The organism is Microcoleus sp. C2D2 (assembly GCF_036702495.1).
GTDB lineage: Bacteria > Cyanobacteriota > Cyanobacteriia > Cyanobacteriales > Microcoleaceae > Microcoleus.
Window position 1 is genome coordinate 1 of the sequence record NZ_JAUBTO010000116.1, and the last position, 20626, is coordinate 20626.

General features: G+C 45.2%; 14 protein-coding genes and 1 tRNA gene. 7 read left to right on the forward strand and 8 right to left on the reverse strand.

Annotated features, from left to right (window positions below; genetic code table 11):
• Positions 1-59: 59 nt before the first annotated feature.
• From QUB61_RS28435 to QUB61_RS28455, 5 genes are all read right to left on the reverse strand, one after another.
• Positions 60-257: a hypothetical protein gene (locus QUB61_RS28435; RefSeq protein ID WP_333133347.1), complete on the reverse strand. Its 198-nt coding sequence runs from the start codon at positions 255-257 to the stop codon at positions 60-62.
• An 878-nt stretch (positions 258-1135) separates the two neighbouring features.
• Positions 1136-2314, reverse strand: coding sequence for a pentapeptide repeat-containing protein (locus QUB61_RS28440; RefSeq protein WP_333133346.1), 1179 nt, complete (start codon positions 2312-2314; stop codon positions 1136-1138).
• A 305-nt stretch (positions 2315-2619) separates the two neighbouring features.
• Complete coding sequence (locus tag QUB61_RS28445) at positions 2620-3468, reverse strand: alpha/beta hydrolase (protein ID WP_333133345.1); 849 nt, start codon at positions 3466-3468, stop codon at positions 2620-2622.
• A 194-nt stretch (positions 3469-3662) separates the two neighbouring features.
• Positions 3663-4388, reverse strand: a complete 726-nt coding sequence (locus QUB61_RS28450; protein WP_333133344.1) for a DUF3120 domain-containing protein — start codon at positions 4386-4388, stop codon at positions 3663-3665.
• Positions 4381-4965, reverse strand: a complete 585-nt coding sequence (locus tag QUB61_RS28455; RefSeq protein ID WP_333133343.1) for a hypothetical protein — start codon at positions 4963-4965, stop codon at positions 4381-4383. Before QUB61_RS28455 ends, QUB61_RS28450 begins: the two co-directional genes overlap by 8 nt.
• 713 nt (positions 4966-5678) lie before the next feature.
• On the opposite strand from QUB61_RS28455, the gene QUB61_RS28460 reads away from it, so the two are divergent.
• The 3 genes from QUB61_RS28460 (at position 5679) to QUB61_RS28470 (ending at position 8070) form a co-directional block, all read left to right on the forward strand.
• Positions 5679-6929 carry a ferrochelatase gene (locus QUB61_RS28460; RefSeq protein ID WP_333133342.1) on the forward strand — a complete coding sequence of 417 codons (1251 nt, stop codon included), beginning with the start codon at positions 5679-5681 and terminating at the stop codon, positions 6927-6929.
• 393 nt (positions 6930-7322) lie between these two features.
• Positions 7323-7721 carry a DUF433 domain-containing protein gene (locus QUB61_RS28465; protein ID WP_333133341.1) on the forward strand — a complete coding sequence of 133 codons (399 nt, stop codon included), beginning with the start codon at positions 7323-7325 and terminating at the stop codon, positions 7719-7721.
• Positions 7714-8070, forward strand: a complete 357-nt coding sequence (locus QUB61_RS28470) for a DUF5615 family PIN-like protein (RefSeq protein WP_333133340.1) — start codon at positions 7714-7716, stop codon at positions 8068-8070. The genes QUB61_RS28465 and QUB61_RS28470 overlap by 8 nt, the downstream gene beginning before the upstream one ends.
• 159 nt (positions 8071-8229) lie before the next feature.
• On the opposite strand, the gene QUB61_RS28475 is transcribed toward QUB61_RS28470, so the two are convergent.
• From QUB61_RS28475 to QUB61_RS28485, 3 genes are all read right to left on the reverse strand, one after another.
• A complete protein-coding gene (locus tag QUB61_RS28475; RefSeq protein ID WP_333133339.1) occupies positions 8230-10053 on the reverse strand; it encodes an ATP-binding protein in 1824 nt (607 codons plus the stop codon).
• Positions 10050-11663: a DEAD/DEAH box helicase gene (locus QUB61_RS28480; RefSeq protein WP_333133338.1), complete on the reverse strand. Its 1614-nt coding sequence runs from the start codon at positions 11661-11663 to the stop codon at positions 10050-10052. The genes QUB61_RS28475 and QUB61_RS28480 overlap by 4 nt, the downstream gene beginning before the upstream one ends.
• 96 nt (positions 11664-11759) lie before the next feature.
• The gene (locus tag QUB61_RS28485; RefSeq protein WP_333133337.1) at positions 11760-13115 is read right to left on the reverse strand and encodes an aminotransferase class V-fold PLP-dependent enzyme; all 1356 of its coding nucleotides are present in this window, start codon (positions 13113-13115) and stop codon (positions 11760-11762) included.
• A gap of 160 nt (positions 13116-13275) precedes the next feature.
• Between QUB61_RS28485 and QUB61_RS28490 the strand changes: the two genes are divergently transcribed.
• From QUB61_RS28490 to drmA, 4 genes are all read left to right on the forward strand, one after another.
• Complete coding sequence (locus QUB61_RS28490; protein WP_333133336.1) at positions 13276-15156, forward strand: TM0106 family RecB-like putative nuclease; 1881 nt, start codon at positions 13276-13278, stop codon at positions 15154-15156.
• A gap of 88 nt (positions 15157-15244) precedes the next feature.
• Positions 15245-16372 carry an esterase-like activity of phytase family protein gene (locus QUB61_RS28495; RefSeq protein WP_333133335.1) on the forward strand — a complete coding sequence of 376 codons (1128 nt, stop codon included), beginning with the start codon at positions 15245-15247 and terminating at the stop codon, positions 16370-16372.
• Between the two features lie 56 nt (positions 16373-16428).
• Positions 16429-16502, forward strand: a tRNA-Asp gene (locus QUB61_RS28500).
• 124 nt (positions 16503-16626) lie between these two features.
• Complete coding sequence (gene drmA, locus QUB61_RS28505; RefSeq protein WP_333133334.1) at positions 16627-20625, forward strand: DISARM system helicase DrmA; 3999 nt, start codon at positions 16627-16629, stop codon at positions 20623-20625.
• Position 20626: the final 1 nt, after the last annotated feature.

Consider the following 20626-nt stretch of genomic DNA (forward strand, 5'->3'; position numbering starts at 1 on the left):
ATGAATACTTGCCAAAATGGAACTATAGAGCCGTACCTCAAACTTAGTAATTCATCAAGTTATTTATTTTTCAGTCCTAATAGATAAAATGACCCATTCGCCCAACCACTTTTGACTTTGATGGCTTTGGGATTTTCTTCCAGAGCACCTCCTCCTTGATTGATTTGAACTTGTGAGCCATAGATAGGATAAATATTCCTTGCTTCTGTTTTTTTCTTTCTCTTTTTAGAGCAACTTTTCTCTTCCAATCCTATCATCTCTTAAGCTGAGAAAATCAATTTCATTATAAGGTGGTTGGTCACATTCAATATTTTGTTCGTTTTGAGAAATTCGTTGTTGTAATTAATCAAGAGCCTAAAAATGAGGATTTTGGCTATTTTTACACACGAAGCAATTACAGGGAATTATTTTTTTGACTCTTAATCGCTCATAACTCTTATGAATTTAGTCTAATTTATCCGTAATGACTTCTACAAAAACCCGTTTGTCCCATATAAGCGAAGCTTAATTGCTCGGAGGTGATATATTTCGATGAGTTCAGCTAAGGTACGATCCAGTTTTAAAATTACGCCACTACCTCATACTTTTGGTTCGTCAATACAGTAGTTCTTTTCTACAAGAAAGCGAGTTAAAATGCCTTTGCTGACGGGGCGACAACCCAGTCAGGCGATCGACTGCTGCAAATTACCTAACTTATCTCACCCGCGCCTGAGCTTTGGCTGAGTATAACAAATATCCTGCATCTTGCCCATACCGCTTTTTATCCCAATTCTCAAAAGTTATGCAGCAGTAACTAGGGCTGATAAAATGTCATCCCATCCGGTTATAGATCGAGAGGGTTCAGATAAGCACAATCTAACTTCTAAAAGAGGTATCTATGTCTCATAAATATGTGAGATAAAATTCCGATAAGAACCCTAACTCAACCGTATTGAAGCATAAAGGTAATGCTGAAGCGTGCAATTTAAAGGGGGTGCATCTGAATGAAAGCATGAGCGAAGCCTGACGGCCGATGCATTTATTGGTTAGAAGCTCATATTTACTGCGGGAATGCTTCGCCCCTACAGACATATTTGCTTTCATTGAGATGCACCCTTTAAATGTGGAACTGCTTAGCAGAGTGTCTAGCAGTACGTCACTCGTGAACCGTACCGTCGGGTAAGATTGTACCTGTTAATGTAGTTCGGGTGAGTTTTACCATAACTCGATCGCCGTAACCGATTTTCGCTCCTGTTAAATCCGCACCGCTTAAGTCTGCACCGCTCAAATCGGCTCCGATTAAGTTGGTTTCTCTCAAGTTGGCATTGATCAAACAAGCTCCTAACAAATTGGCCCTGAACAAGTTTGCTTTGTGCAAATTCGCGCCTGTGAGGTTGACGTTGTGTAGAAAAGCATCGCTTAAGTCTGCTTCACTCAGGTTTGCATTGCTCAAGTTTCTCCCTGAAAAATCCCTTTCTTTTAAGGAAGCTCCTTTGAAGTTGGAACCACTCAAATCGGGAGCTTGCGGCGCAGCTTGGCGGTAAGACTGAGATGGCTGCGGCGGCGGCGATTGGTAGCGGGACGCATCTGAATAGGGCCCTGAAGGATTTCCAGCATAATTGCCAGCATATTTTCCTGGAGAGGTTTCAGAAGAGTAGCGGGGTGCTTGTGAGTTTGCCGGCGGTGGCTGGGTGTTTTGGTGTTGGGTGTTTGGATACTGAGTATTTCTGTACTGAGTGTTTTGGTACTGAGTGTTTTGTGGCTGAGTGTTTTGTGGCTGAGTGTTTTGGTACTGAGTGTTTTGGTACTGAGTGTTTTGGTACTGAGTGTTTCTGTACTGAGTATTTTGTTGCTGGGTATTTTGTTGCTGGGTATTTTGTTGCTGGGTATTTTGTTGCTGGGTATTTTGTTGCTGGGTGTTTTGTTGCTGGGTGTGTTTGTGCTGGGTATTTTGTTGCTGAGTGTTTTGTTGCTGAGTGTGTTTGTGCTGGGTATTTTGTTGCTGAGTGTTTTGTTGCTGGGTGTTTCTGTACTGAGTATTTTGTTGCTGGGTGTTTCTGTACTGAGTATTTTGTTGCTGGGTGTTTCTGTGCTGAGTATTTTTTTGCTGAACGTTCTGATTCTGACCTCTTGGTTGAATCGATCGCAATTGTTCGCGAGCTTGATTAATTTCCTTAATCTTTTGTTCAGCTTTCTGTAGGAGTCTGGGATTGTCTTTGGGGATGCGATCGGGGTGCCAAATGAACGCTAAATCCTTGTAGGCTTGGCTAATTTCTTCTCTGGAAGCTCCCGGCAACAGTTCCAGCACTTTATAGTATTGGTCGAGGTCGTTCATTGTACCACCTTTCGCTTTAAGAAATTAGGAATTAAAAATTAAGATCCGAGTAAAAGCCGTTGTCAGTCGATTTGAGATTTGAGACGGGGGCGTGAGACGTTCGGCGAGACCTTCGGCGAGCGCTCAGTCGAGCCGTCGAGCGCTCAGCCGAACGATTTGAGATTTACTCCACAGATGAATCTGGGAGTTTGAACAAGAGTCTAAAATTTTGGGCTGCTGGCGACTCCTGTTGTTGGCAAGTATCCGTTTTTGGGCGGGGTCAAAGCTTGCTTGTCCGATCGTACATTAGATGAACAATAACTCAGCTAAGCCGCTGCTGGCAAAAAGTCTCGAATTAGCTGCAAGTATGTTGCGGCATCCTCCAGCATCGGAAAGTGAGCCGTATTAGGAATTATAACAAATTCTACTTTTTTGCTGAGCGAGGCCGCTTGCTCTCCCATGATGGCGGGGATAATTCGATCGAATTCTCCGGCCACAAGCAGTGTGGGAACACTCAGCCGCGCAAATTCTTGGGGCATTTCCTCGGCTGCTCTTTTGCTGACGGCCGTCACCATTGTACCTATAGCAGCTTCCTGGTCTGCCATTAAAAAATCCTTGAGAAACGCCAGACTGACCTCTCTGGGCAGGGAACGGCGCAAAAACCGAGCCATAAATAGCCGATCGGCAAACGGGATCGATGCCAGCCAAGATGGCCTAAATTTTACCACATAGCCACCGAATTTGTGAAAAGTTGTAAAAGATTTCTCATCGTATTCAAAAATCCCGCTGCAAGTGAGAATTGCTTTTTCTACTTTTTCGGGGTAAAGGTTGAGAAATAAAGTAGCAATTGATGCACCTGTGGAGTGAGCATTGAGAAAGACGCGGCTTAAATTCAGAGCTTCTAATAATTCAGCTAAGTCGCGGGCGTAGGTTTCGAGTTCGTAGCTTGACTCAGGAGGCTCTTTTGGCAAAGGCGATCGGCCAAAACCTCTCATATCATAAAGCAAACAATCAAAATCATCAGCAATAGCCCGTGCCGTACTTTCCCAGTAGCGCGCCGATCCCGCCCAGCCGTGCAGAAATACCATCACTGGTTTGTCGCTGTGCGCAGCACTGTTATCTGCCGTTATCCACTCGTAATAATGTTCTACACCGCGAATTGAAATGAAAGACATGATATTGACTTTGGATTCTGAGATTTTAGATTTTAGATTTTAACTCATAATTGTTCAGTAAATACCAAAATTCCCGACTTCTTTAATAAATCGGGAATCTCAAGACTACATCTATCAAAAAATCTGCGTTAATCTGCGTCAATCCGCCCACATCTGCGGTCAAAAATTACCAACATAGGAACCAATCATAAATCTTAAGCTGCAGAAGCAGCCAGCCAAAATAAACCATCTACCAAAAGCGTGCTTAACACCGCGCCGCTAAACGCGCGCCAGTGCAGTTGCGTGCCGCGCAAACTCAGCAAACCGACTGTTAGCAACACAGCGATTAAAACTAGAGCGCAACCTATGCCCCAAGGAGTTTCAATTTGACCGATCGCACTTTGAAAAATCGGCATAGCTAATTCCGGTTCCGCGTGCATCACTTGGCGCCAGTAGGGCATCAAGCCTGTCAAGTAAAAATATAAATCAGTAATGGCAGTACCCAATAGAGAACCTAAATAAAAATAGCCGCCAACTTTTCCCCAAGATTTGCCCAAGCACCAAATAGCAAAAGGCAAGCCAATTGCTTCTATAGGTAGATGTAAAATAGGTTCCCATCTAAACCAGCCCCAATAGATAGAACCTGCCAGCCAGCATCCGGCAAATCCTAATAATAAATCTCCCCAAAGTTGTGTTTTGGGGCGGAAAATTAGAATTAAACTCAGAACGAACCAGGGGATAGTTGATAGCAAACTGATGGTTGGATATAACCGAACTAACGGTGCTTGCACGAAGACTGGAATTGATACTAAAAATGCTGAGGCGCTAAATATTAACCACTGTTTGATGCTGTTTGTTGTGCCTGAAGTGAGAGAATTGTCGAGGCCGGCGATGGTGGCAATAGGTGCGATCGCTGAGGATACTAAATTAAGATTAAACAACTGATTGGACTCCGTATTGTTTCAATAGGTGGACTAAAAATTTTGCTGCGGTTGTGGGTGCGACAGTCTCAATGCCGGCGGCGGTGTGGCTGACGTGCCAGCCTTTTGCCGTTTGGGGAGCTCGCCATAAATCCAAATGTTCGATCGCCGGATCTGCATAAAAGCTCTCTCCACCGCTGCCGAGAGTTGCCGAACTCCAATGCGTGAAGCAATCGTGGCTGATTCGGTGGATGGGAAAATTGCCCCCCAGGGGTACTCCCCAACCGTCTAAGGCAAAAAAAGCCCCGACTTTGCCGCCGAGTTGCTGCCACATCCAAGCCGCCCCGATCGCCCCGGCTACTCCTGCCGAAAAGCTGACAAATACTAGACTTTCTCCTGCTAACTCTTCCATCCACAAAAAGTGCAATATGTCAAGAGCTGAAAAAGGCGGATATTTATGAGCGGGAAAAATCTTGACAGGCTCGACTATTTGCTGGTTTGGGCGATCGGCTGCCAGTCCCCAAAGCCCCGAAAGTCCCGCCAGGAAACAGTCGGTTAGCTTTGGTTCGTGGACTCCGGGGCAAATTACCAGTCTCATAGTTCGTCAAGAAAGTTAATATAGTTCGCAACATAACTTTATCATATAGCTACTATATCATATACTACCCCAGGGGATAGGGTGTTAAACTTATAATAGGGTCAAGTTTGAAGAGTATCCCCCCAAGTTAAAGGCTGGGAACGCTCCAAACCGCTTTAATCAGAGGCAAGGTGAGGGAGTCTTAAGAAAACATGAAACTTATCCCCCCCCGCCCCATCCCCTGTCAAGCTTAGCAAAGGCTGATTCTAGTTTTAAGCTGTTCTGTATTTAGATTTAACTTTTCCGGCGGCGTCGAAGCTGACCCCACAAAAGCTTAAAGAAACAGGACTGTGAAAATTAGAGGCCTGCCAGCTTAGCTGCCCTACGAATTTCGGGTCAGGGTCAATCGATTTTAGATTTGAGATTTTAGATTTTAGATTGACCCCACGGATAAATGCGGGGGCTTGAGGATTTTCGATTTGGGATTGATTCTACGGATAAATCACGTGGCGGGTACCATCAAGAAATTCTTGGTCAAAAAACCGATTTAGGACTGATGCTCATCAATCCGCTTTCTAGGATAAATAAGAGGTTTGACTGGGAAGTATGGGCGCAGAAACCGGGAATCAGCCCCCCGCGCGCAACCGTCGTGCGATCGCAAAAAATGAAAAATCTCCGATTCACCCTTCATCCTGCTTGGATCTCTTAGAATAAAGAAAATTGAGGAATACAAAGTGGTTGCTTCTCCAGAAAAAATCGAGTACAAAACATCTGCAGCACCCGCAAGTAACGATCGCGTTGCTGTATTGCTGATGGGTTACGGCGAAGTCGAAAGCTACGACGATTTTGCCAACTACAACGAACAAGCTTTAAATTTGCTTACGGCAAAGTTTGCGCCAGTACCGCTTTGGATTTATCCGCCGCTGGCGAAGATTTTAGCAATCTTTGACTTGCACGAGTGGAGTCACCAACACGGTCAATTCGTTTCGCCGCACAATGCAATTTTTGAACAGCAGCGCGCTGGGATTGAAAAGAATTTACAGGAGAAATGGGGCGATAAAGTAAAAGTGTTCAAAGCTTTTAACTTTTGCGCGCCGTTTTTGCCGGAACAAGTAATTCCTCAAATTCAAGCAGAAGGATTTGACAAAATTCTGATTTATCCGCTGTTGGTAGTTGATTCTGTTTTCACCAGCGGCATTGCAGTCGAACAGGTGAATAAAGCTTTAGCACAAACCTTTGATGGCAAAGAACATTGGGTAAAAGGACAGCGCTACATTCCTTCTTTTTACGATGAACCTGCTTACATCCAGCTAATGGCGGATTTGGTAGAAGAGGAAATTAAGAACGATTTAGCTGTAGCGCATTTGCCTTCTCAGATTGGGATTGTGCTGATGAATCACGGTTGTCCGCACAAGGCGAAGGGCTTTACTTCGGGAATTGTGGAAAGTCAAGCTTTGTACGATCGCGTGCGGGAACGTTTGATGTATCGCTATCCTTTGATTTCGGTGGGTTGGCTGAACCACGACACACCCCTGATTGAATGGACGCAGCCGGATGCGACGTTGGCTGCGAAGAATTTGATCGATCTGGGTGCAACTGCGATCGTGTTTATGCCGATCGGATTTGCGACAGAAAATCACGAAACATTGTTAGATGTAGACCACATTATTGAGTCTTTGCAGAAACAGCGTCAAGGAGTTACTTACCGCAAATTGCCTTGCGTTAACGACCATCCAGAGTTTCTGAAAATGGCGGCCGAGTGGGCAAATCCGCAGATTGAAGCGTTGTTGAGTGAGACTGCGGTTGCTGTTAATCCGAGTTTGGCTTCCGCGCAGCGCGAGCACGCGCATTCTCACGAAGGGCACGGGCATTCTCATGGCGATCACGGGCATTCTCATGGCGGGCACGGGCATTCTCACGAAGGACACGGGCATTCTCATGGCGGGCACGGGCATTCTCATGGCGGGCACGGGCACAGTCACTAATTGAGTCGTTGGGTGGGGGCGGGTTTATTATATTCTTGGTTTCCCCCATAGATGGTTGGTAAAACCCGCCCCTACGATGCCCTGTAGGGGCGGGTTTTACAGATAATATTTGAGCCTCACAAACAATCTAGATAAACCCGCCCCGGCTATACTAATTGAGCGCGTCAGTTCAGATTAATTGAGGTGAAAAGTCGATCGTCCTTTGGTGTTTTAAAGAAGGGGCGATCGACTTTTTTACAAGCAGGTATGAATTCTTAGGAATTACGCAACACCCCCTAGAGATATTGCGCTAAGATAAAAACTAAAGTTTTTCCAAGATTTGAAAAATTTAGACACTGTTAAACTCAACCACCGCCCCATCTGCAATTCTCTTAGCAAACGGAAGTTATATCAATGACATCCTACGCCTTAAACTTACCCGTTCAATTACAGCAAGAAGCTGAAAAATTGGCAACACTCCAAGGCATTTCCTTCGATCAGTTTATTCTCTGGGCTGTAGCCGAAAAAGTCGCTACTCTCAAGCAGCGGAATGACGATCCGGCTTTTCCTGAAATCACCTATGTGCGCGGCGCTAGCGGCGAACTCGTTCCCGTTTTGCGCGGCACTCGGTTGCGGGTGCAAACAGTAGTCATCGCAGCGCAGAAATGGGGTTTTTCTCCAAACCAAATTGCCACTGAGTATGACTTAAGTGAAGATCGAGTGAACGATGTTCTCGCTTTTTATGCAGCCCACCATCAAGAAATAGACGCATCTATTGCCGCTGAGCAAATTATCGAAGCTGCTAATGTCTAAACCGCTATTGCATCTAGATGCCGATACCTCTATTAAAGCTTTGCAAGTCGCCCTTTTATCTCGCAGTCACGATGTCACTCGGACACCGACTGAGTGGATGGCTTTAGATGCTAGCGATGAGGCTCAATTGCTAGAAGTAACAGCGCGAGGGCGGTGTATTTTTACGTTTAATATCCGGGATTTTCAGGTTTTAGCTCAGCGTTATCCCGAACATGGTGGCATCATTTTGGCTGCTCAAAACAGTTGGACATTATCTAGTCTAATTGCTTCGCTCGATCGCCTGCTTTCAGAAACACAAGCTGCTGACTGGAAAGGGCAAGTTCGCTGGCTTAATCAGTGGCGAACCTAACTTGAGCTTGATTTGAGGCAAAAAGTCGATCGCACTTCTTCCGGTTCCTGGAAAATAACATTAATTTGTTGACTTTGGGAAGTGGGTAAACAGAGTGGCACAATATCCGTCACTAATGTTGACCCCTAACCCCTAGTTAAACAACGATAGAACCTTCAGTTATTCCTCACTTTCAAGGAATTGTCGAGCCACCCGTCCCCAATCAACACGAGCATCCTGTGCCTTATTGCGTCGAGGACCATGAGGTTGCTCATCCTCGTACCGCGCCCAAGCCATCAGTAATAATTTCAAACCTTCTAGAGAATTTGTTAGGCGAGATCGAAGTGTTTCAGGCTCTACGCCTTCTACTTCCTCTTCTAAAATTTCAACAAGGTTTTTGTAGGCAGGATGGATTGTGTTTAAAGTTATAATAATTGTACCCGGTTTAGGATCGACAGAAAAGAAAGCAGATTGGTCTCCTAAAGATGCGTTAGCAAAAACATACTTTAATCCATCGGAAACCGTTTTAGCCGCCAATTCTTCAGCGGTAATTTGCATAACACCTTTATCTATTAAGGTGGTTTCAATGATTTCCTTTCGCTCCTCTGAAGGGAGTGACTCATCCTTGTCGCTTTGCCCGTAGTGTCCTTCTTTCTTCCGTTCTTCTGTTATCGCAGTTGCAACTTTTTCCGCAGAAGATCCTTGATGCCGCTTTTGTCCGCTTTGTCCATCTGGCTTTTGTGCCTCAATCAAATTTCGGATAGATGCTATTGTTTTTTTTATCTTTTGAGCAATGTCTATTAATGGCCCTCTAGGGTCTTCAGCTTGGATTAGTTCTTCTTTGAGCAGACTAATTGTTTTTCCATCTGTTAGCAGAGATTCGATATCTAGGCTGGCCATATCTGAGAAGTTACGGGCCGATTGCTTATTGTTTGTGACCCCGAACAAGTCGTCAAGTGCTGGGGGAAATTCTATCTCAACCCCCCACCATCGATCTGAAGGTCTCTTCTTTGTCCAAGACTCGTCTAGTTCCAATTCACGCCTTGCACGAACCACTGAAACGCCAACATTTTTCATAGCGTGCTTTCCATGCAGAAGGTTGCCAGCCTCTTTTCCTTCACGGGCTTGACGGGCTGCTTCCTCCGCATAAGAAAAGCGAATTTTTACTTCGTGTTTCTGGTCATGAAACTCAATGGTAAAGGTGGCTTCATAGCTATCTTCTGCCTCCCACGCTCTAAACATTGGTGTTTTGTCGAATGGATGAGGGCAAGAAGTCTCTGCCATGAGATAACCCGGATCGTTCGGCTGTGCAAATTTTTCTACCATCATTTTGGTAGGTTCATTAATATCAAAAGTTGCCATACGAATGACTACTTCTTGAGTATCTAAAAATTTTCGATACATTCGTCCAATTACGAACTCTGAATTTTCGATGATTGTCTTACCAGTCTTCCACATACAGCGATCAATATCTGACCAGACAACTAATGTTCCTGTCTCTCCAAAACCTGTTGTGACTTTTTCCCACATCTCAGGGATAGGGCGCTTCTGAGGTTCGGGAACTTCAGTAAGCTGCTTGTTTTTGATTTCATTCAAATCTAGGTATGTGTAAATTGCATTTTCTACACCACTCTGCCAAGTCCAAACATCCACCCGTTTACACTGGGAAATTGAAGAGCATGGCAACCCCATACCAAAGCGCCCCATTCCTGTATGTTTGTCTTCTGCTAGATAGGTTCCGTTGCCGAACTGTAAAGCCATTCGTAAGACAGTATTATCCATTCCACTGCCATTATCTAAAACAGCGATTTGATGAATGCGCGAACGACGGCGCTGTTCTAGCTGAGTTTCTTTCTCAGCACAGAGAAGTTCTACCTCAGTAGCTCCCGCTTGAATGGAATTATCTATGAGCTCGGCTAGTGCATAGGCTGCGTTTTTATAACCGTTGTCACGCATTGCCTGAACAACTAAATGTACCGGAACGATATCATGTTGTTTTGTCATTTTAATCTCCAAACGTCTTCCCAATTGTTAAAAGCATCTGCCACACTGCCAAAGCCAGGTAAGTCTGTGTCTACTACAGTAACAATCTCAGCTTGCTCATTGCCACCTGCTTTAAGTCCGCGAATAGCACGTCCAACCATCTGGCTGTATAAAACAAGCGACTTGGTGGGACGAGCAATCACGGCGGCACTGGTTCGCGGGGCATCAAATCCTGTTGTAAGAACGCCATAATTACAGATAATCTTAGTTTCTGGACTGTCCTCTTTAAACCTCGCAATGATTCGCTCTCTTTCTGAAGCAGGAGTTTTGGCAGTTACAGCGGATGCTTGCCAATTTCTAGCTTTCAGCACAGCGGCTAGAAGTTTTGAGTGTTCTACTGATATGGCAAACATCAAAATACGCTTGTGGGTCTTTGCCAAATCTTCTATTTCCAAAATAATGCGGAGATTGCGCTGTTCGTTTTGAGCTAGGCGAGTCAGGATATTTTTTGGTAACTCTAACTCTTCTTCAATACGCTTCAAGTCGTTATTAGATAAATTCAATCCACTCTGGTGTAGCAAAGGTCGGTATTCTACTCGTGCCAAGTATTGCTCTGACACTAGGTAGTCTACTGGATTCTCGTAGCCAGGAACCTCCAAAGTAACCTTGCGCTGTGCAAAGAATTCAGCTAACTCTTCGTCAGCACTAATGTCTGCCCAAGTGCGGCCTGGTGTAGCTGTTAACCCAAGCAGTGCTGTGTGTTCGTATGGTAAAATGAGAGAATCGAGGACTAGCTTGTAAGTTTCTGCAATTGCTTGATGGGCTTCATCAATAATGACAAGAGAAGAACGATAACCTAATTTGTTAATGAATTGGATGCTACGTTTAGCACGACTGTAAAGCTTGGAAAGACCTGCAACTACTAAGCCATCCCGCACCTCATCAAGATCGAGTTCGTGGTTTCCCCAGAAACGATAGATAGATAAATCTCGATCGCCCAAGTATCTCCAGGCGCGTTGAAACTCGGCGGCGGCTTGTTCGCAAAGTTCTTCACTGTATGCCAGCCATACGATTAAAGTAGGTTCTTGCGATCGCAGGCGATCGGCGATAATGTGCATTGCCGTGCGTGTCTTTCCCGATCCAGTGGGCATATGAAGCAGAACACGCCGAGGTTCTTTTTGGAGGAACTGTTTGACTTTGCCTGCTGCACTACGCTGATGAGCAAACAAAGCGTATTGAGGTGCAGCCAGATCCGATGAGGGTGTTTCTTCAGATTCCTCAGTTGATGGCACAACCAATTCAAAAAAGTCGAAAAGGGCACGTTCGCGTTCTGAGCCGCGACGTATTTTAACTTCTTTCAGCGCTTGAAAGACATCTTCAGTGTCTGAAGCTGACAAAATTGTAGCGAGAATTTCAGCTTGTTTGGGTCGTAATAATTCAAATAGGATAGTGCGAGTGTCTTTTGATAAAAGCAGGCTTTCACGAGAGTAAATACTCACCAAGACTTCACGCAGATTAGTGGGAGTTGCTAGGCGACTATCTAAAAGCTTCACTAAACTGAAAGCTGAACTGCCAAATAGAGTCTCTAGCGTTTCTTCACTTGCTCGTGACAGTATATCATCAAAATTCAAAGGATGCACCCCTCGTATATATAATAATCGTCATAGCTAACAAGCTAAGCAGGGCAGCTCATCATCTTCGCTGCCAAGTAAGTTCTCTAGCTAACTTTATTGATTTGCGATCGCCCCAACCAACTTATCAATCTCCGCCTCAGTGGTAAAATAGTGAACGCAAGCCCGCACACAGTCAGGAGAAAGGATAGTCCTGACCATAATCCCCTGTTTCTCCAACAAATCGACAAGCTTTTTGTGCGGCATCCCATTAGTTAATCGAAACGAAACTAAACCAGCTTCCGGCGCAGATTTTCGCAAACATTCCACATCGGGAAGTTCCGACAAACGCTCCCAGAGATACTTACTCAAACGGCAAATTTCTGCATACCTTTCCTCGATCGTACCCCATTCATGTTGCAGGGCGATCGCACTCCGCAAACCCGCATACAAAGGATAAGCCGAAGTCGCAATTTCATAGCGCTGCGCTCCAGACTTCCACCCAAGCACTTTAGCATTAGCATCCGTCACAATTCCCCGCCAACCGATAAACACCGGATGCAAATCTGCCAAAGCTTCCGCACTCACATAAAGCCCCCCCAAACCTTCCGGACCGCACCACCATTTATGACCAGTAAAAGCATAAAAATCTACCCCCGATTCAATCAAATTTAAAGGCAAAACCCCCACAGATTGAGCCGCATCAACTAATACTCTAACTTTGTAATTCTTTGCAGGCAAATCCTCTTGTCCCCCCCTTTGACTCAGGGACAAATCCTCTTGCCCCTCCCCTTGAACTAGGGAAAACTCCTCGGGTTCCCCCCCTTGGCAAGGGGGGGTTAGGGGGGGTTTTATATCTGTTTCCCCCTCGGATTGAACCAGGGAAAACTCCTCTTGTCCCCCCCCTTGGCAAGAGAGGGTTAGGGGGGGTTCATGACATACTTTCACAATCTCAGCCAGAGGCAAAACTTGGCCGGTATTCCACAAAATGTGACTGATAACCAACAAGCGAGTATTTGGCCGCAAACTATCAGCAATCACCGCCACCGGATCGCCCTCATTCAAAGTAGCCGCCAACGGACAAACGGAAACCTCAATGTTGAAACGGCGCTGAAGTTCCATTACACTAGCTACAATGCCGTGGTGCTCGCAGTCAGAAAGCAGCAAATGGTCGCCTGCTTTCCAGTCAATGCCCCACAGCGCAATATTGCAGCCGACGGTGACATCTTCAGTCAGGGCGATTGTTTCAGGAGGTACCGTCAACTCAGATGCGATCGCACGTCGCGTCAGCATCGCCTCCTGAGCCACCCAAGCCCCCACCTGGGCCGAAAACGGCCCCCCAAGCTGCACCCGTTTGTAAGCCTGATAAATCGCGTCTAAAGCAAGCTCAGGCAGCGGCCCTTGTCCGCCGTAGTTAAAATAAGCTTTATTGGCCAAAGCTGGGAATTGTTGCCGGTGATTGTCCTTTGTCATTTTTTCTGGCGAATTATTGATAGCGTTAATATTGAATAACTGATGGTGTGAACTTTCTATCCTTTGACTTTTGCCTCAAGCTAAATAATCAATCCCTGTATCCCTGTCAAAATCCCTGTCGTGCTTTCCTTCTAATTATTCTCTGCCTTGCGAATACTAAATGTTAATAACTGACAAACTGCTACTTTCCTATCAGCGGTGCTATCTCCGAGCTTTTTTAGACACCTGCGGAGACTGGAAACAACAAGACCCCCCCAGCGACTTTCTGCTGAAACTGATGCGCGACAGCGCGACATACCAGCAGCAAGCTTTGGAACACGAGACTTACGAACAACCATATTATCCTAGAGGGGATTGGGAAGCCGGCGCGGCCGCTACATTGAGTTTAATGCAGCAAGGGGTCGATCGCATTTACCGAGGAGTTCTGATCCAGGGCGAATTCGGCAAAACCAACGGCGCAACAACTTCTCTGGTAGGAATTGACTGTCAATATTTCCCAGAATTTGGCGAAATCCCCGAAACCCCCGTTCATCTTTCATCCTCCAATCTTCCCTCTTCAAACATTACCCTAATCAGCCGCCCCCATTTATTAATCAAACAGCCGGGACAATCAAAATTTGGCGATTGGAGTTATATTACTGCGGATATTTGGCTTAGCAAGCGACCCAAACTAGAGTATCAAATTATCGCAGCTTTTCACGCCCAAGTTTTAGCTTCCGTGCAGGAAACAAGGCCCGAGGCTGCGTGGCTAATGCTGCGAAAAAAAGGGCTGTGCTCGGTGAATCTCGGTCAGCGAACTCCTCAGATGTTCGAGATTTTAGATGAGTGCATTCAGATGATAGAAAATCGGGATAAACCCGAGGTATTCATTTCCCGGCAAAAGTGCAATCTTTGCGGTTGGTATACTATCTGTCACGCCGAAGCCGAATCTATTAAACATCTTTCCTTATTGCCGGGAGTTACTGCCAGCCGCTATGCTAGACTAAAAACTCTCGAAATTACTGATGTTGAAGCTCTCGCTAATGCTAGTTCCGCACTGCTTGCTGAGTATCCAGAATTCCCGGACAGAGTTGCTTTTGATGTGGTGCAGCAAGCTCAATCGCACTTGCTAAATCAACCGCTGTTGCGGGAAGAAGGAAGAAGGAAGAAGGAAGAAGGAAGTTCGGCAACGGATTCTGTAACGGATGTAACGGATGTAACGGATGTCAGTCCGATGGAAGTCGCAAGAGGGGAGAAGGAAGAAGGAAGGCACGACACGGATTTTGACACGGATACAGGGATTAACGATCGAGAAGAACGTAGAAGTGAGAATTCAGAAGAACTTAACTCATCTGAAATAGTACCAGATATTGTCGGCAATATCTTGAATGACATCGCAGTTGAGGAAGTAAAAATTAGAGAAAATAAACCTGCCACATCTTCTATACCTGCGCCAATTCTTCGCAAGAAACCAATTCCCTATTCCCAATCTGTCTTTTTGCCGATCGCCCCAATCGAACTCTACTTTGACATTGAAGCCGAACCCGAGTTAAACTTGGATTACCTCCACGGAGTCTTAGTTGTTGACAGGTACAACAATACGGAAAAATTTCACGGTTTTTTAGCAGAATCAGCAGCAGAGGAAGGTGCAATCTGGGAGCAATTTTTAGAATTAATGTGGGCTTATCCTATTGCTCCGATTTTCCATTTTTGCGACTACGAAGTCAAGACTTTTAAGCGACTGGCTAAACTTTACAATACTCCAGCTTATTTGTGGAAACCCGTGCTGAAACGGTTTGTAGATATTCACAAACAAGTGACGCAAAAGGCGATTATGCCGGTGGAAAGTTACGCACTCAAACCTATTGCCCGCTGGCTGGGTTTTGACTGGCGAGATGCTAAGGCTAATGGTGCTCAGTGCGTCTGCTGGTACGACGATTGGCTCAAAACTGGCGATCGATCGCTCTTGGAGGCGATCGTCCGCTACAATGAGGATGACTGTCGTGCTACTTATGTGGTTAAAGATTGGTTGACCAATTTTTTGCTGAATCATGAGGGGTGATATTTAGATTTAATGAACCGCGAAGGCGCGAAGGGCGCGAAGGAAGAAAGGGAAGAGGAAGGTAGGTAATAATGTATTTATTGGTAAAATGCGAAAGTTAGGAAAAGCAACTATATTTATTGTCTGTTTTTTGATGGCAGCAACTGTTGCTATTTGGGTAAACCAGTCAGCTCAATCTTTCGCTGTTACGAAAATAAATTTTATCGGCAGAGCAATATTTCCTACAGGTTCTCCGTTTCAGGGGACGGAAATTGGCGGACTTTCGGGCATTACTTATGATGCCGAAAAACAAGTTTATTATGCCATTTCTGATGACCGCAGCAGCAAGGCTCCGGCGCGCTTCTATTCTCTCAAAATAGACTTGCAATCTGGTAAACTGGAAAAAAAGCAAATTAGTTTTACTGGTGTTACTACTTTATTAGATGAAAACGGCAAAGGTTTTTCTGAATTAAGTTTAGATCCGGAAGGAATAGCTTTTACTGGCAATAGCGTGTTTGTTTCTTCTGAGGGAGATGTCGATCGCCAAATAAATCCTTTTATCAAAGAGTTCTCTCTCGATGGTAAACTCCTGAAAACGCTGGCAATTCCTGAACTATTTTTGCCCGACGACAAGGGCACTATAGGCATCCGCAACAATCTATCATTTGAAAGTTTAACTTTAACGCCCGATCGCAAATATCTGTTCACCGCTACCGAAAACGCTATAGTTCAAGATGGCGCCGTAGTTTCCCTGGAAACCGGGAGTCCGTGCCGGATTTTGCGCTATGATGCGGTGAGCGGCAATCCAGAAGCATCGTTTCTCTACATCACCGAACCGCTACCGGCTGGTGCGAATCCTGTGGGAAAATTAACTAGCAACGGTTTAGTGGATTTGTTGGCGATCGACGATAACCGCTTGCTGAGTTTAGAGCGTGCTTTCTCCCTGGAAACCGGCGTTACTGTTAAACTATTTGAGATTTCTCTGGAAAAGGGCGATCGTATTGAAGCGCTCGAAAGCCTCAAAAGCCGTCTCAGCGAGGTTTCTCCCGCTCAAAAACGCCTGCTGCTGGATTTGGAAACCCTGAAAATTCCCCTGGACAACATTGAGGGGTTGACATTTGGCCCCGCCCTGGCGGATGCTAGCAGAGGTCTGATTTTGGTGAGCGACAACAACTTCAGTCCCCTGCAAGAGACTCAAATTTTGGGCTTTCAAATAAAAGTTCAAAAAACCTCTTGACAAAAGGTGAAGTTATAGGAATAATAGAAATTGTGCCTGAAAAAACGGCAAAACGAGGGACAGTAGTTCAATTGGTTAGAGCACCGCCCTGTCACGGCGGAAGTTGCGGGTTCGAGCCCCGTCTGTCCCGTTCAAAATAGAAAATGTTCAGATTGCTAAAAAAGGCGATATGCTGAAAAATAACCGCTTGTACTGAGTTTTCACAGTACAAGCGTTTGTTTTACACAGCCCAAATCGACATCAGAAGGTAAATTGTGTCAGCACGCACAGAACTGCTACTGAGTCTCAGACAAGAAATTCTTGGCCCCAGACAGTCTTGTTACGAGGTTCTGCCAAGCAATCAAGAACCCCGCAACGAATTCATCACGGGTGTCCTGATCCCCAGAGATGCCAGGGATGAAGATGCCAGAGAAATTGAGGGGGAAGCTGAAACTTTAGGGACTGGGATAGACGAATATGCCGATGACGACTCGGAGGAAGAAGTACCAGTTGCAGCCTCCGCCCCAGTTCTAGACCCAAAATCTCTACCCCGTTCTATGGGGATTTCTTTTATTGTTCGGGCTACTGATGAACATCAGCCGCAGATAGTTTTTTGTGCAACTTGGGCGCGATATAAAGATGAGAAAGATCCGCGCGGCAAGCAAGTCTTCAGGCGAATTCCCAACTGCTATCTCACACCAGAACCAATTCCTGTTGCAGAACCTTCACCAATACCAGAAATAGACGCGGTTAGAATTAGTCTTCGCAGCGTACAGCGGGGTAAAAATACTTACAAAGTATCGATTTACTTAGTCAATGAGACTTGTCTGATCGACCCGATGGCAGAATCGGGAAAGCGACGGTTTGAGACAAGTGACATGATTTTTCAGCCTCAAATTCGAGTGGTTTGTGCAGAAAATACAGAGCTTTTGCCTTTCGATAGTTTCGAGCCTGCTGCGGAAGTTCCCGAACCGGGAAGTCTTGAAGAAGAAGATGAGTCATTAGCACTAATTTATCGAGAGTATCAAGCTTATGCGCGCGGTCATTTGTGCGCTGCTGTCTGGCAAGAAATAGACCCAGAACGTCCTTGTCAGGGAGAAAATCCCTTGCGGTGGATTGACGGGGAGGTTGTCGATTCTCAATATGGAAAACAGCAAGGGCAAAAGTTTGTAAAGCCTGACTGTCGAACAGAATATGTCCCTTGCTACCCCATCCAATCTCCTGAAATTGACTGGAATTTAGAATTAACAGGACAGACACCAGAACTCAGCACGGCACAACTCGCAGAAACTTGGAATCATACTGCAATGCACGAGGCTCTTCAACCTCTTGTAGATGGGTATGGAGTCTGGATAAGTCAACAACAAGCTAGAGTTAATGAGTTAGATTGTAAATATCTGAGAGCTGGTAACAGACACTTAGAAAGTTGCGATCGCGCGCTGCAGCGAATGCAAGAAGCCATTGATTTGATTGTGGAAAATGAGGAAGTTAGACTGGCTTTCTGCTTGGCTAATAAAGCGATCGATTTGCAGGCATCTTGGAAGGGAAGAGGAGGGGATTTCAGGTGGCGGCCGTTTCAACTTGCATTTGTCTTGATGAATATTCCAGCAATTGCTAACCCCGTCCACCCCGATCGCAGAACTTGCGATTTACTAGCTTTTGCTACTGGCGGCGGTAAGACTGAGGCTTATTTGGGTTTAGCTGCTTTTACGATGGGATTGAGGAGATTGAGGTCTGAGAAAGATACTAATGGCGATCGCACTGGACACGGTGTTAGCGTAATTTCTCGGTATACTCTCAGACTGTTAACAATTCAACAATTTCGCCGTGCTTTGGGCTTAATTACTGCTTGTGAAGTATTGCGAGTAGAAAATTTAGGGAAAGGCCGCCCTGTCGGCTGGAGACCGAAAAGTTGCAATTGGCAAGATAGAAACATTTGGGGAACTACTCGCTTTTCTGCCGGATTGTGGGTTGGCAAAGGCGTTACGCCCAATGCACTGAAGGATAAGTTTATACAGCTTACCAAGACTTCTGTACCCGCTGCAATTTCCGCACTAGCAGGTAAAAGAGGAGTGGAAGGTGAACCCGCTCAGATTCTTAACTGTCCTTGTTGCGACTCAATTCTGGCTGTTCCGAAAGATGGTTTGGGTACAAAGCAAGAAGGACATACTATTCATTTGGTAATGAAAGGTGATGTCAATCCAGAATTGCTTTATCGCCAAGCGAACGCTTTAGAAGAAATGACAGAAGCTCCCGTTTTTTCCGTGTCTAACAATAGCACCGCTGAAGGTTACATCACACTCTCAATTAATTTTAACTTAAAAGCAAGTGCTAGAGTTTTTTCAGAAAAATTAGACGATTGGTGGAAAAATCAGGTAAAGCCTCACTTGTTTGGTGCTGAATTAGTTGCTTTTAGAATCAGCAGATCGGGATATTTTAAGAAAGTATATACAGGAAGGGAAGGTGCTGAAAATATCGAAAATTTTGAAATTTACTGTTCCAACCCCAAGTGCGAATTAAACAATGAAAAACAATGGAATGAGAAAGTTCCCCTGCAATTTAACAATCAATATAGAGGGTCTCTGTTAGATGATCCTAATAATTTTGTTTTGGAAAAACCAATAGACGCTTTTTCACAAAATTGTTACTCTTTTAAAATACCAATATCAGCTTTTACAGTGGATGACCAAATTTATTCTCGAATTCCTTCTTTGCTGGTTGCTACAGTTGATAAATTTGCCCGTTTAGCGTTTGAGCCAAGAGCAGGAGCGCTTTTTGGCAACATTAATCGCTATTGCAGCAGAGAAGGTTACTATCGTGCGAATACAGGAGTTAAGCCTAAACCTCCTCAAAAACAACAAAAAGATGTGAATCCACTTTTACCGCCCGATTTAATTCTTCAAGATGAGTTGCATTTGATTGAAGGGCCGCTAGGCAGCATGGTAGGGCTTTACGAAACAGCAGTCGATACTTTATGCGAACAAATGTGTGGGGTAACAATTGTCCGCCCGAAATATATTGCCTCTACAGCAACAGTACGGCAATCTCAATCGCAAATACAATGCCTGTTCGATCGCAGTGTTTTTCAATTTCCACCTCTTAGCTTGTCAGCAGCAGATAGCTTTTTCGCCAGAACGCCAGCGAATGTTCACCCGATAGATACTGACGCAAACTCTCGGCATCCTAGCGGTCGCCTTTATGTTGGAGTTTGTGCTCCCGGCAAAGGTGCTCAAACTCCCCTCGTTCGGCTTTATTCATCAATGCTCCAAAGTATTGAGGAACTGAGACAAGCAGAATATAATGATAGAGATTGCGATCCTTTTTGGACGCTGGTGGGCTATTTCAATGCGATTAGAGAGTTAGCAGGAGCTTTGACCCTTTACCGTCAAGATATTCCTGAAAGACTGAGGTATGTGGCAAGTAGTAGAGAAGTTACTGAACGAAAATTAGGTGAAGAAGTCGAGCTGTCTAGTCGTAAGGATTCTACTGAATTGCCGGGGTTATTAACCAGCCTAGGACAAGAATTGCCAGAAGCTAAAGATATTGTTTTAAGTACATCAATGTTTGGGACTGGTGTTGATATCGATCGCCTGGGTTTAATGATAGTCAACGGTCAACCCAAAACCACTTCATCCTACATTCAAGCTACGGGTCGCGTCGGCCGTTCTCAAGGAGGGTTAGTAATTACTTTCTTTAGGGCTAGCCGTCCGAGAGACTTAGACCACTACGAGTTTTTTACTGGGTATCACAGGGCAATTTATAGATACGTTGAGCCAATTACAGTAACACCATTTGCAGCTAGAGCTAGAGAGCGAGGCATGGGGCCGGTAGCAGTGGCATTGTTGCGACAAGCGAGAGAAATTCAGGGTGTACCAGTTGCACCTGAATGGGTGGCAACTGGCAATGCTTCTTGCATGCAAAATGTTCGCAATTTAGCTAACGAGTTAGAGGTGATTAATGAAGTAATTAACAGGCGATCGCAAATTCAACTGCCAATCCGCCGCCCGCCAGAAGATCAGGTCGATCGCGAAGTACGAGGGGGATTCGACCGCTGGCAAACAGTCGCAGAAAATGAGAACAATCTTGTTTATGAAGAGTATGCAATTGACAAAGATCCCACTAGACCCGTTGTTTTGGGAGACGAACAACACCAAGAACGGAACTTTACAGTCGTCTATCGGAATGTTCCCCAGTCATTGCGGGAAGTAGAAGGAATGACACGCTTTGGCAGCATTCCCTCCAATCAGTCCAACCAAAAAAATCAACGAGGTTAAT

What these genes read in the sequence shown, in the direction of transcription:
- QUB61_RS28445 (WP_333133345.1), bottom strand. Translation starts at nt 3,468, where the DNA reads ATGTCTTTCATTTCAATTCGCGGTGTAGAACATTATTACGAGTGGATA.
- QUB61_RS28465 (WP_333133341.1), top strand. Translation starts at nt 7,323, where the DNA reads ATGACATCCTACGCCTTAAACTTACCCGTTCAATTACAGCAAGAAGCT.
- QUB61_RS28435 (WP_333133347.1), bottom strand. Translation starts at nt 257, where the DNA reads ATGATAGGATTGGAAGAGAAAAGTTGCTCTAAAAAGAGAAAGAAAAAA.
- QUB61_RS28440 (WP_333133346.1), bottom strand. Translation starts at nt 2,314, where the DNA reads ATGAACGACCTCGACCAATACTATAAAGTGCTGGAACTGTTGCCGGGA.
- QUB61_RS28485 (WP_333133337.1), bottom strand. Translation starts at nt 13,115, where the DNA reads ATGACAAAGGACAATCACCGGCAACAATTCCCAGCTTTGGCCAATAAA.
- QUB61_RS28490 (WP_333133336.1), top strand. Translation starts at nt 13,276, where the DNA reads ATGTTAATAACTGACAAACTGCTACTTTCCTATCAGCGGTGCTATCTC.
- QUB61_RS28475 (WP_333133339.1), bottom strand. Translation starts at nt 10,053, where the DNA reads ATGACAAAACAACATGATATCGTTCCGGTACATTTAGTTGTTCAGGCA.
- QUB61_RS28495 (WP_333133335.1), top strand. Translation starts at nt 15,245, where the DNA reads ATGCGAAAGTTAGGAAAAGCAACTATATTTATTGTCTGTTTTTTGATG.
- QUB61_RS28470 (WP_333133340.1), top strand. Translation starts at nt 7,714, where the DNA reads ATGTCTAAACCGCTATTGCATCTAGATGCCGATACCTCTATTAAAGCT.
- QUB61_RS28455 (WP_333133343.1), bottom strand. Translation starts at nt 4,965, where the DNA reads ATGAGACTGGTAATTTGCCCCGGAGTCCACGAACCAAAGCTAACCGAC.